Source organism: Pseudomonas lactucae (assembly GCF_016937615.1).
GTDB classification, from domain to species: Bacteria; Pseudomonadota; Gammaproteobacteria; order Pseudomonadales; family Pseudomonadaceae; genus Aquipseudomonas; species Aquipseudomonas lactucae.
In genome coordinates, this window is record NZ_JAFHKI010000002.1 from 31,482 (window position 1) to 45,947 (window position 14,466).

At 62.8% G+C, this 14,466-nt stretch carries 12 protein-coding genes and 2 pseudogenes; 5 read left to right on the top strand and 9 right to left on the bottom strand.

Annotated features, from left to right (window positions below; genetic code table 11):
- Positions 1-66 precede the first annotated feature (66 nt).
- Both JWR98_RS00385 and JWR98_RS00390 read left to right on the top strand, forming a co-directional pair.
- Positions 67-924, top strand: a complete 858-nt coding sequence (locus JWR98_RS00385) for a LysR substrate-binding domain-containing protein (protein ID WP_078733767.1) — start codon at positions 67-69, stop codon at positions 922-924.
- A 99-nt stretch (positions 925-1,023) separates the two neighbouring features.
- Positions 1,024-1,731, top strand: a complete 708-nt coding sequence (locus tag JWR98_RS00390; protein WP_003174804.1) for a YebC/PmpR family DNA-binding transcriptional regulator — start codon at positions 1,024-1,026, stop codon at positions 1,729-1,731.
- Positions 1,732-1,791: 60 nt separating this feature from the next.
- Here the strand turns inward: JWR98_RS00390 and JWR98_RS00395 are convergent, their stop codons facing one another.
- From JWR98_RS00395 to JWR98_RS00410, 4 genes are all read right to left on the bottom strand, one after another.
- Positions 1,792-3,093: a protein kinase gene (locus tag JWR98_RS00395; protein WP_205489101.1), complete on the bottom strand. Its 1,302-nt coding sequence runs from the start codon at positions 3,091-3,093 to the stop codon at positions 1,792-1,794.
- 39 nt (positions 3,094-3,132) lie between these two features.
- Entirely contained in the window at positions 3,133-4,233 is a 1,101-nt protein-coding gene (zapE, locus tag JWR98_RS00400; RefSeq protein ID WP_205489102.1) for a cell division protein ZapE, read from the bottom strand.
- 76 nt (positions 4,234-4,309) lie between these two features.
- Positions 4,310-5,047 carry an anti-sigma factor family protein gene (locus tag JWR98_RS00405; protein WP_078733765.1) on the bottom strand — a complete coding sequence of 246 codons (738 nt, stop codon included), beginning with the start codon at positions 5,045-5,047 and terminating at the stop codon, positions 4,310-4,312.
- Complete coding sequence (locus tag JWR98_RS00410) at positions 5,044-5,550, bottom strand: RNA polymerase sigma factor (RefSeq protein WP_078733764.1); 507 nt, start codon at positions 5,548-5,550, stop codon at positions 5,044-5,046. The genes JWR98_RS00405 and JWR98_RS00410 overlap by 4 nt, the downstream gene beginning before the upstream one ends.
- 167 nt (positions 5,551-5,717) lie before the next feature.
- Between JWR98_RS00410 and JWR98_RS00415 the strand changes: the two genes are divergently transcribed.
- Together JWR98_RS00415 and JWR98_RS00420 are read left to right on the top strand one after the other, a co-directional pair.
- Complete coding sequence (locus JWR98_RS00415) at positions 5,718-6,800, top strand: catalase family peroxidase (RefSeq protein WP_078733763.1); 1,083 nt, start codon at positions 5,718-5,720, stop codon at positions 6,798-6,800.
- The gene (locus tag JWR98_RS00420; protein ID WP_003174798.1) at positions 6,797-7,336 is read left to right on the top strand and encodes a cytochrome b; all 540 of its coding nucleotides are present in this window, start codon (positions 6,797-6,799) and stop codon (positions 7,334-7,336) included. The genes JWR98_RS00415 and JWR98_RS00420 overlap by 4 nt, the downstream gene beginning before the upstream one ends.
- A gap of 56 nt (positions 7,337-7,392) precedes the next feature.
- Here the strand turns inward: JWR98_RS00420 and JWR98_RS00425 are convergent, their stop codons facing one another.
- Both JWR98_RS00425 and JWR98_RS00430 read right to left on the bottom strand, forming a co-directional pair.
- Positions 7,393-8,544 carry a M14 family metallopeptidase gene (locus tag JWR98_RS00425; RefSeq protein ID WP_078733762.1) on the bottom strand — a complete coding sequence of 384 codons (1,152 nt, stop codon included), beginning with the start codon at positions 8,542-8,544 and terminating at the stop codon, positions 7,393-7,395.
- A gap of 460 nt (positions 8,545-9,004) precedes the next feature.
- Complete coding sequence (locus tag JWR98_RS00430) at positions 9,005-9,355, bottom strand: DUF6124 family protein (protein WP_078733761.1); 351 nt, start codon at positions 9,353-9,355, stop codon at positions 9,005-9,007.
- A gap of 130 nt (positions 9,356-9,485) precedes the next feature.
- On the opposite strand from JWR98_RS00430, the gene JWR98_RS00435 reads away from it, so the two are divergent.
- On the top strand, positions 9,486-10,121 hold the full coding sequence (locus JWR98_RS00435; RefSeq protein ID WP_078733760.1) for a LexA family protein: 636 nt from the start codon (positions 9,486-9,488) through the stop codon (positions 10,119-10,121).
- Here the strand turns inward: JWR98_RS00435 and JWR98_RS00440 are convergent.
- From JWR98_RS00440 to JWR98_RS00450, 3 genes and pseudogenes are all read right to left on the bottom strand, one after another.
- Positions 10,118-12,040 (bottom strand): annotated as a pseudogene (locus JWR98_RS00440) (acetyl/propionyl/methylcrotonyl-CoA carboxylase subunit alpha). The gene JWR98_RS00435 and the pseudogene JWR98_RS00440 overlap by 4 nt on opposite strands.
- Positions 12,037-12,843 carry a gamma-carboxygeranoyl-CoA hydratase gene (locus tag JWR98_RS00445; protein ID WP_078733758.1) on the bottom strand — a complete coding sequence of 269 codons (807 nt, stop codon included), beginning with the start codon at positions 12,841-12,843 and terminating at the stop codon, positions 12,037-12,039. The pseudogene JWR98_RS00440 and the gene JWR98_RS00445 overlap by 4 nt, the downstream one beginning before the upstream one ends.
- Positions 12,844-12,858: 15 nt before the next feature.
- A pseudogene (locus JWR98_RS00450) lies at positions 12,859-14,464 on the bottom strand (carboxyl transferase domain-containing protein).
- Between the last annotated feature and the right edge of the window lie 2 nt (positions 14,465-14,466).

The window sequence follows — 14,466 nt, forward strand, 5'->3', positions numbered from 1 at the left end:
TGCAGTTTGGCTTGTTATCAATCAAATTGTTTGTTGTTATGCGAGCTATCAGTGAGGCCGATAACAATGAACCTGTTCCAACTGCGCGCATTCGATGCCGTGGCCCGCGAGGGCAGCTTTACCCAGGCCGCCAAGCGGCTGTTTATCAGCCAGCCGGCGGTGACCGGGCATATCAAGGCCCTGGAGGAGCATTACCAGATCCCGCTGCTGCGCCGCACCGCGCGACGGGTGGAATTGACCGAGGAAGGCGTGCGCCTGGCGGCGATCACCCGCTCGATCTTCGGCCTGGTGGACGAGGCGCAGGCCCTGTTGGAAGCCAATCGCCAATTGCTCACCGGGCGCCTGGAAGTGGCGGCGGACGGTCCGCACCTGGTGATGCCATTGATCGCGCGCCTGCGCGCGCGATACCCAGGCATTACCGTGAACCTGCGCCTGGGCAATGCCCAGGAAACCCTGGCCGCGTTGTTGTCCGAGCACGTGGATGTGGCGGTGCTCACCGAGGTGGAACCGCGCAATGGCTTGCACCTGCAGCCCTTGAACGAGTCGCGGATCTGTGCGCTGGTGCCCAGCGGGCATCCATGGGCGACGGCGGACAAGGGCATTGAATTGGCGCAACTGCACGAGGTGATCATGGTGCTGCGCGAACCTGGCTCCATCACCCGTCGCACCTTTGATGGGGCTTGCCTGGCCGCCGGTGTGCAGCCCAACGTGCTGCTGGAACTGGACAGCCGTGAGGCGGTGACCGAAGCCGTCGCGGCGCAATTGGGGGTGGGGGTGGTGTCGTCGATGGAGGTCAGCCCGGACCCTCGCGTGCTGGCGATAGCGATCCAGGGCGCCGGGCTGGTCAATCGGCATTTGCTCGGTTGCATGGAGCGGCGTCGCTCATTGCGCTTGATCCAGGCGTTTTTCGAGTTGGCGCCCTGAGGGTTTTTTGGTGGAACGATGCGTTCTCGCGCTATAAACTCTGCCCCCAAAGCGCCGGCCAGTAGACGTCTCGGCGCTATGGATATCAGAGAGTGAGTCATGGGCGCACAGTGGAAAGTCAAACATAAAGAAGCGGCAGCCAATGCCAAGGGCAAGATCTTCGGCAAGCTGGTGAAAGAAATCACCATCGCCGCCCGCAACGGTGCCGACACCGCGACCAACGCCCACCTGCGGCTGGTGGTGGAACAGGCCAAAAAAGCCTCGATGCCCAAGGAAACCCTGGACCGCGCGATCAAGAAGGGCGCCGGTCTGCTCGGTGAGACCGTGCAATACCACCGTGTGACTTACGAAGGGTTTGCCCCGCACCAGGTGCCGCTGATCGTTGAATGTGTGACCGACAACATCAACCGCACCGTGGCGGAGATCCGCGTGGCGTTCCGCAAGGGTCAACTGGGGGCTTCGGGCTCGGTTGCCTGGGACTTCAACCATGTGGGTCTGATCGAAGCCTCGCCGGACACGCCGGACGCCGATCCGGAAATGGCCGCCATCGAAGCCGGAGCTCAGGACTTTGAAGCCGGTGAGGAAGAGGGGACGACCCTGTTTATCACCGAGACCACCGACCTGGACGCGGTCCAGAAAGCACTGCCGGAGCAGGGTTTTACCGTGCTGTCGGCCAAGCTTGGTTACCTGTCGAAAAACCCGGTGAGCGGTTTGACCGATGAGCAGATGGCTGAAGTCGAGGCGTTCCTGGAAGGCCTGGACAACCATGATGACGTGCAGGATATGTTCGTCGGTTTGGCGGGCTGATTTATAACTGATTAGACACTGTTCAAATGAGGCAGGGGCACAGCCCCTCCCTCATTGGTTTCAGGGGTGTTGGCAGGATTCGAGCAAGACCTCGATCTCTTCAAAGCTCGGTCGCGCCAGCACATCCGGCTGACAGCAGGTTCTTTGCAGTTCCAGCAATTCGTCGCCCATGCCCCCCTCAACCCGCTCCAGCAACTCCCCCAGCAACACCCCGAACGCCCGCACTTCAATGCGCTGCAACGCCCGTGTTTCGAGGGTGTCCGCCGTGGCATGGAACGACGCCGCGCCAAAATCCCCGAGCAGGCAATCCCCGGCTTCATTCCACAGGATGTTGTGGCCGTAGAGGTCGCCATGGGTGATGCCGTGCCGGTGCAGGTGCGCGGCCACCGAAGCGATGCCGCGCGCCATACGCAAGGCCACCTCGGCGCTGAAACGCGTATCGGGCGTGTAGATGTCACGGGTACACGAGGCCAGGCTCGGCAGGGCCGCCAGGTTGCGGTAGCTTGGGTCGATCAGGTCCATCACCAGCGCAGCCTGGTCATCGGGGTGGCCGATGACGCGGCCCTGCACCCTGATCAGGTTGGGGTGCAGCCCGGCGGCGATGCAGGCTTGCATTTCGTGCAACGGCGAACCGTCGCTGGTGATGGTGCCTTTGTAGAGCTTGACGGCAACAGGCGTGCCCGTGGATTTACGCAGCGCTTTGCGAATCACGCCCGAAGCGCCTTCGCCCAGCACTTCGGCCAGTTCCAGCTCGGCCCAAGGGATGTCCGGCGTGGCGTCGTCCACCGCCACATCCACCGCCATTTCCACCGGGTTACCGGCATAGGCCAACCAGGTCAGGCTGGGCAGGGTCAACAGCCACGCCGGCAGATGGGTGAAGCGGTTGGACGCGATGCGCAGCAATTCGAGGTGGTGACAGTGGCTCAGGCTCGGCGGCAGATGTGCCAATTGGTTGCCGGCCAGCATCAGTTTTTGCAGCAGTGGGCGCTCGCCCAATTCATCGGGCAATTGGCTGATACGGTTGTCGGTGAGGATCAGCCAGCGCAGCAATGGCGGCAGCGCGGCGGCGGGCACGTGGCTGATCTGGTTGGCCTTGAAGCCGATCATGCTCAGTTGCGCGCACTGGCCCAGGCATTCGGGCAGTTCGGTGAAGGCGTTGTCCGAGCAAAACAGTACCCGCAGGTGTGGCAGGCGATGCAGGTCGTCGGGCAACCGGCTCAGGGCGTTACCGCTGAGGTTGAGGATTTCCAGGGAGTCGGCCAGTTCGAAGATTTCCCGGGGGAACTCGGTGAGCCCGCAGGACAGGTCCAGGCGCTGGATACCGGCCAATTGGCCGGACTTGAGTTGGGCGAGGGTATGCATCAGCGGCGCGGTCACTCGGCTAGGGGGCGTAAAGGGCGCTCATGATACCGGGTCGGGCACCGGTTGCGGGCTGGCCTGTTGCAATTGGTTCAGGCGGCTGGCGGTGCGGGCGAGGTCGATGGCCTCGCCACTCATCGCCTGTGCCAGCGGCTGTTCGCCGATCAGCACCAGGTGCTTGTCTTGGTCGTAGAGCACGTCCACCAGGTTGATAAAGCGCTGCTGCACGGCAATCGGGCACTCGGCCAGGTGCGGCAGGCCGTCGATGATCCAGTGGTCGAAATCTTCGCACAGCAGCAGGTAGTCCATCACGGCCGTCAGTTGTTCGCAGAGATCGCTGAAGGTGAACGCGACCGTTCGAGCCTGCGCCTGATGGTAGCGGCAGACCAACTGCCGGTTGCCCACCGCGAGGGCGTGCGCCGGGCCATCCATGGCGGGGAGGCCGAGCGTCGCACGTTGGGCCGCAGTGCCGGGCCACACATACTGCCCCATGGTAAAGCGTTGCGTGGCGTGGGCCTGGGGCAGGCGGCGAAAATCCTCGGGGGAGCTGACTTCCAAGACGTCCATGCGCGCGGCGATCAAGTCGATCACCGGCTTGAAACGCTCGTGGTACAGAGGGTTGGGCAACAGGCCCTCAGGCGGATAGTTGGAGGTGACCAGCACCCAGACACCGCGCCGGAACAGGGCCTTGAACAGCCGCGTGATCAGCATGGCGTCGCCGATGTCGTGGACGTGGAACTCGTCGAAACACAGCACCTGGCAGCCGTCGAGCAACTCATCGAGGGTCATGGCGAGCGCATCGTCCCCGGCCCGGTGGGCGAACATGCCGCGGTGCAAGCGCGCGAAAAACTCATGGAAATGCACACGCTGTTTCTCGGCGATGGGCAGCGCCTGGAAGAAACCGTCCAGCAGCCAGCTTTTGCCACGTCCCACCGGTCCGTGCAGGTACAGGCTTCGAGTGGGCCGGCGGGCGAGCCGGTGCCGGGTTTCGCGTGCCATGACGGCGATTGCCCGGGCCTGGCCGGCGCTGAGGGTGTAACCCTGTTGCCGGGCCTGGTTCTCAAAAAATGCCTGGATGGGCGAGTCGTCGTGGGCGGCGGCGGGTTTACCGAGTAAACGACGGAGCAGGGGAAGCACGGCCAATGCGAGTCACTCTGTAATGCGGTGGTCGCTTACTTTAGGGCGCTCGCGCTGATTTGACCAACACAGCAGCGCGCGTCTAGAACTGCAATAAGTGTGCGGGCACCTGGTCCGCCGGGCTGACGACCGCATAGTTGTAGCCGCCGCCGGACCAGTATTGCGCTTGCAGCCCATCTGCGGTGCGGCTGCCACGCGGTAGAAAACCGTTGTTCGGGCCCGGTGGACGGATATAGAAGCTGATGTGCCGACCTTGCGCGTCCTGGTAAAGCACCATGGCGGCAGCGCCTTGCTCGGTGCTGAGCAAACGCCCGCTGACCGGCTTGAACCCCGATGGGCTCAAGTCCGGCAGGCGATGGGCCTGGTTGAAATAGCGGTCGAGCCAGGCCTGCATGGTGCTGCTGTCCTCGGCGTTGTAATCGGCGGGCAGCACGCCGTCCTGGGCAAACAGGCGGAACGCTTGCATCGCGTCGGCCATCGGCAGCAGGGATGATTGCGTGGCTTCACGGGCGTGCCAGCCGCCGAGGCCGCCAAGGCTCACGGCGATCAGCAGCACGGCGGCCGTGGCGAAGTGGCGGCGCGATCGGTGCCGGATGCGCTGGCGAATCAGCGCCGGCTCAAGGTTGGGGTTGGCCGGCTGTTGCAGGGCGCCGCTCAATGACGCGCGCAGCAACTGCGCATCCTGCTGCCAGGCATGCACTTGGGTCGCGACGTCGGGATGCGCGGCCAGCCACGTTTCGAGGACACGACGATCGCTCTCCAGGAGTTGGTGGTCGACGTAGGCATGCAGGTCGCGTTCGCTGGGGGGCAGGTTGATCATTTGAGTATCCGCAGGGAAGGGCTGGCAATTTCGCCGTCGCTGAGTTGCCGCAGGGCTTGGCGGGCTCGGGACAGGCGTGACATCACGGTGCCAAGCGGCACGTCGAGTATTTCGGCGACTTCCTTGTAGCTCAAGCCTTCGACCGATACCCACAGCAACAACGCGCGTTGTTCGGTGTTGAGTTGATCGAACGCCTGCAGGGTCGACTGGGCGATCACCGTACGCTCGACCGACGGCTGCGTATCCTCGCGGCCGGTGAAGAATTCCAGCATGCGCGCATAGCGCCGGGTGCGCCGATGCGCATCGAGGAACTGGCGGTAGAGGATCGAGAACAGCCAGGCGCGCAGGTCGCCTTCGATGCGTTTGTCCGCCCAGTGGGTGATCGCCCGTTCCAGGGTCGATTGCACCAGGTCGTCGGCACTGCTGGCGTTACGGGTCAGGGACACGGCAAAGCGCCGCAGCCTGGGGATGAGTTCACGTAACGGTTCGTCGAGTTCATGCATGGGGTGTCTGGCTGGTCACTACGCTGGGACTAGAGAGACGCCGGCGCCGGCGGTTATTCCAGGCCACGAAAAATAAATCCGCGCCCAGGGAATAGGGTGGGGTGGTGTTCGTCTCAATACACCGACCTTATGTTCACCCCTAAGGCCACTGGCCCTGGAGTTTGTTTATGGTAGATCACTCATCACCGCCGCGTCCCCCGTTGAGCAAAGCGAGCCTGATCGCGCGGCTCGCCGGTATCGGTGCCGTGGTTGCCGTTGTTGCGGGGGCATTTGCCTACGTCAACGGCACGCTTGACCCACAGCGCCTGCGTCCGAAAACCCTGGTCAACGCGCTGGAAACCAATAACGGCGTGCACCCGGGCTTTCGGCGCAACCATGCCAAGGGCGTGTGCGTGGCCGGATATTTCGAGAGCAGCCCCGAGGCCCGTGCGTATTCCAGTGCGCAGGTATTCAGCGAGGCCAGGACCGCGTTGATCGGCCGGTTCGCCTTACCCAGCGGTAACCCGTATGCGCCGGACAGCAGTGTGCCGATCCGCAGTTTTGCCGTGCAATTCAGCCAGGCTAACGGCCAGCAATGGCGCACGGGAATGAACAGTATGCCGGTGTTTCCGGTGGGCACGCCCGAGGCGTTTTACCAGTTGCTCAAAGCGGGCGCGCCGGACCCGGCCACCGGCAAGCCGGACCCTTTGAGCATGCCGGCGTTTTTTGCCGCGCATCCGGAGACTGCGCCCTTCCTGGCGTGGGTCAAGACCGCCAAGCCGTCTGCCAGTTACGCCACCGAGACCTATAACGGCATTAACGCGTTCTATCTGGTCAGTGCCGATGGCAAGCGCCAGGCGGTGCGCTGGAGCGTGGTACCACAGCGTCAGGATGCGCTGGGCGATACCGCGCCGGCCGGCGCAGACTTCCTCGAAAAAGACCTGGTGCAACACCTGGCCGCCGGGCCGTTGCGTTGGCAATTGAACATGACCCTGGCCAACCCCGGCGACCCGCTGGACGACGCCAGCAAGACCTGGGCCGGCGAGCACAAACTGTTGAACGCCGGCACCCTGGTGGTGCAGAGCAGCCAGCCCCAGGCTGACGGCGACTGCCGCGACATCAACTTCGATCCGCTGATCTTGCCCAGCGGTATCGAAGCCTCCAATGACCCGCTGCTGGCCGCTCGTTCCGCCGCGTATGCCAGTTCCTACCTGCGCCGTGCCGGTGAAGTCAGCCCGTTGCACAGCGCCCCTCAGGAGTCGAAACCATGAATGCACAACCACGGTTTTTCGCGCCCCTGGCGCGGCTGCTGCATTGGCTGATGGCGCTGATGATCATCGCCATGCTGTTTATCGGCGCGGGTTTGGCGGCGTCCGTTTCCGAGCGGCATGAATGGTTGATCCACCTGCACAAGCCGCTGGGCATCGCGATCCTGGCGTTGGTGATCGTGCGTCTGGTGGTGCGTTTCTCCACTCGCCAACCGCCGTTGCCGTCTGATCTGCCCCTGTGGCAACGGCTGGCCGCCAAGGCGTCCCATGTGCTGCTGTATACATTGATGCTGGTATTGCCGCTGCTGGGCTGGGCGATGATTTCGGCGGCGGGCGACCCGGTGATGCTCAGCAGTTCGGTGCAGTTGCCGGCATTGGTGGGCGCTGATGCGCCGTTGTTTGCACTGCTGCGCAAGGCCCACGGGTTTTTGGCCTACCTGCTGTTTTTGACCGTGCTGGTGCACCTGGCCGCGGCGCTGTTCCATGGGTGGATTCGGCGTGACGGTGTGCTGCAGAGCATGACCGGTACCAAGGGCTGAGCAAGTCAGTGTGGTCAACTCCTGCACCACACTGATTCAACGGGGTACGCCCACTATCAGCGCAGGGCACCGACGATATCGGCGACGGAGCTCAGCACATCCTTGCCCAGTTGCTTGGAGCGTTCGCCTGACCAACCGGTGTGGGGGTTGGGGGCGTCGTCGTTGTCCTTGAAGGGCATTTCCAGGGTCAGTGACAGGCAGTCGTATTTCTCGCCGACGGCATTGCAGGCCAGGGTCATGTTGGCTTCGCCCGGCAGGTCGCGGGTGTAGCCGTGGGTGGTCTGGAAATCGCGGGTCAGTGCGCTGAGGTGGCGGCGAAAGTGTTTTTCCAGGGCTTCGATGCGTGGGGTGTAACCGGGGTTGCCTTCGCACGCGGCGGTGAACACGTAGGGGATTTCTTCGTCGCCGTGGATATCCAGGAACAGGTCGACGCCGTACTTTTCCATCTGTTGCTGTACGAACAGTACTTCGGGGCTGGTTTGCGGGTTCGCGCTTTGCCAGGCGCGGTTGAGGTCCTGGCCCGCGGCATTGGTGCGCAGGTGGCCGTGGAAGGCGCCGTCGGGGTTCATGTTTGGTACCAGGTACAGGTCGGCGACGGCCAGCAGTTTTTTCATCTGGGCATCACCATCCTGTTGCAGGCGTTCGATGATGCCTTCCATAAACCATTCGGCCATGTGCTCGCCGGGGTGTTGCTGGGCGATGATCCAGATATTGCGTCGGCCTTCGCCACCTTTGCCGCGACGCAGCAGTTGGATGCTGCGGCCTTCGACGCTTTTACCGGTGGCCAGCAGCTGGGTGCCGGCGTATTTCAATGCTTGCTCGATCAGCCCGTCGTGGCGCTCGCGGCTATAGGGTTCGAAGTATGCGAACCACGCATGTTTCTCGCGGGTTTGCAGGCTGATGTGCAGGATCTCGCCGTCAAACACCGTCGGCACCCGAAACCAGTTGACGTGGTCGTAAGACGCGACAGCCTTGTAGCCGCTCCACGCATGCCTATAGGAAGACTTACCGGCATTGCTCAAGCGGAAAGTGTGGGTGTGGCCCACATGCATGCCTTCGGCCTTGAAGTGGAACCATTGGAAATGTTGGCTGCGGGTATCGGGTTTGATTGCCAGCAGCAACTGATAGGCATCGCTGGCGTCGAGCACCTGGATATTGCCACTGTCGAAGTTGGTGCTGATCTTGATGGAGGTCAAGGCCACGGTCATAGTCTGGTTGCCTGAATATGAGTTGTGGCGGCTATATTACACAGGACGCTGGTAAAGGCTGGACGCAAAATTGTTGCGCAGGAGGGGGCATCATCCCTGACGCGGCCGCAGCTTAGGTTCTATGAGATTGATTCTCAAGCGCTATTTCGCAGAGATGTGAGCCAGAGCGCTCGGCTGGGTTTCTTTGGGCGATGGTCTTTTGCTACCATGCGTGTCATCAAGCAACACACAGTCTTCATTAGCCTGAAGCCATGCCAGGGAAACTGGCAAAAAAAAGACCCGGCCAAAGAGCCGGGTCAAAAACCGTGATTAGCCTGATGAGGAGATATTCCAAGAGTCCGACCTAAGGTCCCTTGGCCTATCGACTGATCTCGCGATCAGCTGAGCCCAATAATAATCATTATCATTTGCAAGTCAAATGTTTTTATCCGTCGGATAGAAATATTTTTCTTTCGCGTCGTTATACGTTCGCCTGACTCGGCGGCGGCTGCAACGACCGCTCCACCATCGCCTTCGCCATATCGATCAAATACACCACTGAAAACGCCAGGTCGCGCTGATTGCCCTGATGGCTGCTCGCCGACTCATAGGCCGTTGCCGCTGCGCTGCGCAGCAGGTCGGAGGCATGCACCAGGGCTTCTTCCTGGCTGATGCCGGGTTTGATGGCGAACAGGGTCTGATCCGCCGTCGCGGCCGACATTTCTTCTTTCAAGTAAAAGTCCAGCGCACGCTTGGCGGCGCCGCTGCTGCGCAGGTGTTGCAGGTCGTTGTCTTCGAGTGTTTCGGGCAGGAGATACGGGCTCGTCGTCATAAGGGGCGGTACTCTGGGTGGGTGTCGAAAACCTTATGCCTGATGATAGTACGTATCGTATTTATGTCGTTTTATGGATTACTACAAACTGTTTATTGCCCTGAAAATTGGCTGACGTATCGTCGCGTCCATGGATAACTGGATAGCGTTGGTCAAGGCCAACATGAAAGACCGCAAGGTCACGCAAGGTGAGCTGGCTGAACGCCTGGGGATGTCCCAGGGCGGTGTCGGCCACTGGCTCAACAAGCGCCGCGTACCCAGCCTGGAGGACATGAACCGGGTGTTGGAGGCTCTGGGGCTGGGCTACCTGGAGGTGGTGCAGCAGGTGCGAGAAAGGGCCGACGACGCACCGGCCTTGGTCAAACAGTACAACCCGTATTTCCGTTACCCGGTCAGTGACTGGGACGCTCTGTGCGAAGTGCGCGATGAGCGCCCGGCCTATGGCGATGCGCGCTTCGAACTGAGCGATTACCACGCTCGGGGTGATGCCTTCTGGCTACCGGTGACAGGCGATGCCATGACCGCGCCCACTGGGCTGAGCATCGCGGCAGGCATGCTGATCCTGGTGGACCCAGCCCTTATCGCCGAACCCGGCAAACTGGTGGTCGCCCAATGGGCCGACGGTCCCCAGGCCACCTTCCGTCAGTTGCTCGAAGAAAGCGGCCAGCGTTACCTGGTACCGCTCAATCCCACCTATCCGAAACAGCGGTTCACCGCCGATTGCCGCATCCTTGGCGTGGTGGTGCAGGCTTGCGCGAAGTTCTAATCGGCACTTTCCAGCTCCACCAATGCGCAACCCTCTGCAACCATTTCGCCTTCCTGGCAGAACAGCGTCTTGACCACCCCAGCCTGTGGCGCGCGGATGCTGTGCTCCATTTTCATCGCCTCCAGGACCACCAGTTGCGCGCCGGCCTGGACCGCTTGGCCCACCGCCACGAGCACGCGCACAATGCTGCCGTTCATCGGTGCGGTGAGGCCGCCCTGATGAGCCTGGCTGGCGTCCACCGCCGCAATCGGGTCGAACAGGCTGACGCCGTGCATCTCGCCGTCCCAGCGCAGGAATACTGAGCCTTCGCTGCGTATTGCCAGATGTGAACGCCGCACGCCTTCACGTTCGATCAGCAACTGCTCACCGCGCAACTGCGCCGCAGTGCCCGCCAAGGTCACCAGCCGATCCTGCCCATTGCAGCTCAGATGCAACGACACCTCAGCGGGCAAACCGGCGCGAAAACCGCGTGTATCCGCCCATGGCCCATCCCCCACCGGCAAGCTCTGCATAAACGCCGAGCCCGCCGCCTGCCAGAACGCGTCGTTCAACTCGCCGGGCACGGGTAGCAACTGATCCTGATAACGCGGAATAAACCCGGTATCCAGTTCGGCCGCCGCAAACGCCGGGTGGCCATGATGCGCCGCAGGAAGCCCAGGTTGGTCTTCAGCCCACCGACGGCAAATTCGTCGAGCATGCTCAGCAAGCGCAGCCGCGCCTGTTCGCGGTCCTCGCCCCAGGCAATCAGCTTGCCGAGCATCGGGTCGTAGAAGGGCGACACGCTATCGCCTTGCTCGACGCCACTGTCCACCCGTCGGCCAGGGCCCGCGGCAGACTCGCGGTACAGCGCCAGGTGCCCGGTGGCGGGCAGGAAATCATGGGCTGGGTCTTCGGCATACAAGCGCGCTTCAATCGCGTGGCCGATCAGCGGCACCTGTTCCTGGGTGATCGGCAGCGCCTCACCCAGGGCCACGCGAATCTGCCAGGCCACCAGGTCCAGGCCGGTGATCGCCTCGGTCACCGGGTGTTCCACCTGCAACCGTGTGTTCATCTCCATGAAGAAAAACTCGCCGCGTGCGTCCAGCAGGAACTCCACGGTGCCGGCACCTACGTAGCCGATCGCCTGGGCCGCGCGTACGGCGGCTTCGCCCATGGCCCGGCGTTGTTCAACACTGAGCCCTGGCGCCGGCGCTTCTTCGACGACTTTTTGGTGGCGACGTTGAATCGAACAATCGCGTTCATTGAGATACAAACAATGCCCGTGCTGATCGGCAAATACCTGGATCTCCACGTGGCGCGGCTTGAGCAGGTATTTTTCCACCAGCATCTGCCCATTGCCAAAGGAGGACAGCGCTTCACGCTGCGCCGAGGCCAGGGCTTCGGCGAGTTGGTCGACCTGCTCGACCACCTTCATGCCCTTTCCACCGCCGCCGGCGTGCCTTGAGCAGCACCGGGTAGCCAATGCGCGCGCAGGCTTCGCGGAAGGTCTCCAGGTCTTGGGCTTCGCCGTGATAACCCGGCACCAGTGGCACACCGGCGGTCTCCATCAGCGCCTTGGCGGCGGATTTGCTGCCCATGGCGTCGATGGCCGAGGCGGGTGGACCAAGGAAGATCAGGCCCGCGCTTTCAATCGCACGGGCAAAGGCGGCGTTTTCCGACAAAAAGCCATAGCCCGGATGAATCGCCTGGGCACCGCTGGACTGGGCGGCGGCAATCAGTTTGTCGATCTGCAGGTAGCTCTCGGCAGCCTTGCTGCCGCCCAGGTCGACGCGGATATCCGCCTCGCGGCTGTGCCGTGCATCGCGGTCGATGGCGCTGTGCACGGCGACGGTGGTCAAGCCCATGGCCTTGGCGGTACGCATCACCCGGCAGGCGATTTCGCCACGGTTGGCCACCAGTACAGTGGTCAATGTGTTCATGAACGCGGCTCCTGCGACTGCCAACTCGGCGCACGTTTTTGCAGGAAGGCCCTTAAGCCCTCCTGACCCTCGGCGCTGACGCGAACCCGCGCGATGGCATTTTCGCAATAGCGGCGCAGGGCAGGGGTGAGGGCGCCGTTACCCACCTCGCGCAGCAGGTCCTTGCTGGCACGCATTGCGGCCGGGCTGTTGTGCAGCAGGTTGGTGACCCACTGCTCCACGTGCGTGTTCAGCTCGTCCGCCGGGTAGCTCTCCGCCAGCAGGCCGATGTCCCGCGCACGCTGGCCGCCGAAGCGTTCGGCGGTCAGGGCATAACGGCGTGCCGCGCGTTCGCCGATGGCCTGCACCACGAAGGGGCTGATCACCGCCGGTGCCAGGCCGATGCGCACTTCCGATAAACAGAATTGCGCGTCATCGGCGCCAATCGCCATGTCACAGCAACTGATCAAGCCCAGCGCGCCGCCGTAGGCCGCGCCTTGTACTACCGCCAGGGTAGGGATTTTCAGTTTGGCCAGGTTGTACATCAGCTCCGCCAGTTCGCGGGCGTCGTCCAGGTTGGTGTGATAATCCAGCTCGGCCGACTGCTGCATCCAGGCCAGGTCCGCACCAGCGCTGAAGTGCTTGCCGCGCCCTCGCAGCACCAGAAAGCGCAGGGAGGCATCGCCTTGTACCTGATCGAGGGCGATGATCAGTTCGCGGATCATTTCGGCGTTGAACGCGTTGTTCTTGGCTTCGCGACTGAGCCACAGCGTGGCGAAGCCACGACGGTCGGTGATCAGTTCGAGGGTGTTGAAATCGCTCATGGGGTACAGCTCCATTTACATGCGGAACACGCCGAAGCGGCTCGGCTCGATGGGGGCGTTCAGCGCGGCGGACAGGGCCAGGCCCAGCACGTCGCGGGTCTGCAACGGGTCGATCACCCCGTCATCCCACAGGCGCGCACTCGAATAGTAGGGGTGACCCTGGGTTTCATACTGATCGAGGATCGGCTGCTTGATGGCGATTTCTTCCTCGGCGCTGAAGCCGTTACCGGCACGTTCGGCCTGCTCGCGCTTGACCTGCACCAGCACGCCGGCGGCCTGCTCGGCGCCCATCACGCCGATGCGCGCGTTGGGCCACATCCATAAAAAACGCGGGTCGTAGGCACGGCCGCACATGCCGTAATTACCGGCGCCAAAACTGCCGCCGATGATCACGGTGAACTTCGGCACCCTGGCGCAGGCCACGGCGGTGACCAGTTTGGCGCCATGCTTGGCGATGCCGCCGGCTTCGTATTTCTGGCCGACCATAAAACCAGTGATGTTCTGCAGGAACAGCAGCGGGATCCCGCGCTGGCAGGCCAGTTCGATAAAGTGCGCGCCTTTCTGCGCGGCTTCGGCGAACAGAATCCCGTTGTTGGCCAGGATCGCTATCGGGTAGCCCTGCAGGTGCGCAAAGCCGCACACCAGGGTGGTGCCGAACAGCGCCTTGAACTCATCGAACACCGAACCGTCCACCAGCCGCGCAATCACTTCGCGCACGTCGAAGGGTTGTTTGGCGTCGGCCGGGATCACGCCGTACAACTCTTCGCCGCTGTACAACGGCGCCACCGGCGCGCGCTGCGTCAACTGGCCCTGTTTGCGCCAATTGAGGTTGGCCACACTGCGCCGGGCCAGGGCCAGGGCGTGTTCGTCACTGTCGGCGTAGTGGTCGGCCACGCCGGAGACCTTGCAATGCACATCGGCACCGCCCAGGTCTTCGGCGCTGACCACTTCACCCGTGGCGGCTTTCACCAGCGGCGGGCCGGCGAGGAAGATGGTGGCCTGTTGGCGCACCATGATCGCTTCGTCGCCATGGCCGGTACATAGGCGCGCCGGCGGTGCACGAGCCCATCACCACGGCGATCTGCGGGATGCCCTGAGCGCTCATGTTGGCCTGGTTGAAGAAGATCCGGCCGAAGTGCTCGCGGTCGGGAAACACTTCGTCCTGGCGCGGCAGGTTGGCGCCGCCGGAGTCCACCAGGTAGATGCACGGCAGGCGGTTCTGCTCGGCGATGGTCTGGGCGCGCAGGTGTTTTTTTACGGTGAGCGGGTAGTACGAGCCGCCTTTTACCGTGGCGTCGTTGGCCACGATCATGCATTCGATACCTTCCACGCGGCCGATCCCGGCGATTACCCCGGCGGCGGGCACGTCTTCGCCGTACACCTGATGGGCGGCCAGTTGGCTGAGTTCCAGAAACGGCGAGCCCGGATCTAGCAGGCGATTGATGCGCTCACGCGGCAACAATTTGCCCCGTGAAGTATGCCGCTCCTGAGCCTTGGCGCCGCCGCCTTGCTGCACGTGGGCAAGCAAGGTGTGCAGGGCGTCGACCTGCTGGCGCATCGCCGCGCTGTTGGTGGCGAATTCCGCCGAGCGCGGGTTGAGCTGGGTGTGCAAGGTGGCCATGG

What these genes read in the sequence shown, in the direction of transcription:
- JWR98_RS00415 (WP_078733763.1), top strand. Translation starts at nt 5,718, where the DNA reads ATGGTAGATCACTCATCACCGCCGCGTCCCCCGTTGAGCAAAGCGAGC.
- JWR98_RS00435 (WP_078733760.1), top strand. Translation starts at nt 9,486, where the DNA reads ATGGATAACTGGATAGCGTTGGTCAAGGCCAACATGAAAGACCGCAAG.
- JWR98_RS00430 (WP_078733761.1), bottom strand. Translation starts at nt 9,355, where the DNA reads ATGACGACGAGCCCGTATCTCCTGCCCGAAACACTCGAAGACAACGAC.
- JWR98_RS00390 (WP_003174804.1), top strand. Translation starts at nt 1,024, where the DNA reads ATGGGCGCACAGTGGAAAGTCAAACATAAAGAAGCGGCAGCCAATGCC.
- JWR98_RS00385 (WP_078733767.1), top strand. Translation starts at nt 67, where the DNA reads ATGAACCTGTTCCAACTGCGCGCATTCGATGCCGTGGCCCGCGAGGGC.
- JWR98_RS00420 (WP_003174798.1), top strand. Translation starts at nt 6,797, where the DNA reads ATGAATGCACAACCACGGTTTTTCGCGCCCCTGGCGCGGCTGCTGCAT.
- JWR98_RS00425 (WP_078733762.1), bottom strand. Translation starts at nt 8,544, where the DNA reads ATGACCGTGGCCTTGACCTCCATCAAGATCAGCACCAACTTCGACAGT.
- JWR98_RS00445 (WP_078733758.1), bottom strand. Translation starts at nt 12,843, where the DNA reads ATGAGCGATTTCAACACCCTCGAACTGATCACCGACCGTCGTGGCTTC.
- JWR98_RS00410 (WP_078733764.1), bottom strand. Translation starts at nt 5,550, where the DNA reads ATGCATGAACTCGACGAACCGTTACGTGAACTCATCCCCAGGCTGCGG.
- JWR98_RS00395 (WP_205489101.1), bottom strand. Translation starts at nt 3,093, where the DNA reads ATGCATACCCTCGCCCAACTCAAGTCCGGCCAATTGGCCGGTATCCAG.
- JWR98_RS00405 (WP_078733765.1), bottom strand. Translation starts at nt 5,047, where the DNA reads ATGATCAACCTGCCCCCCAGCGAACGCGACCTGCATGCCTACGTCGAC.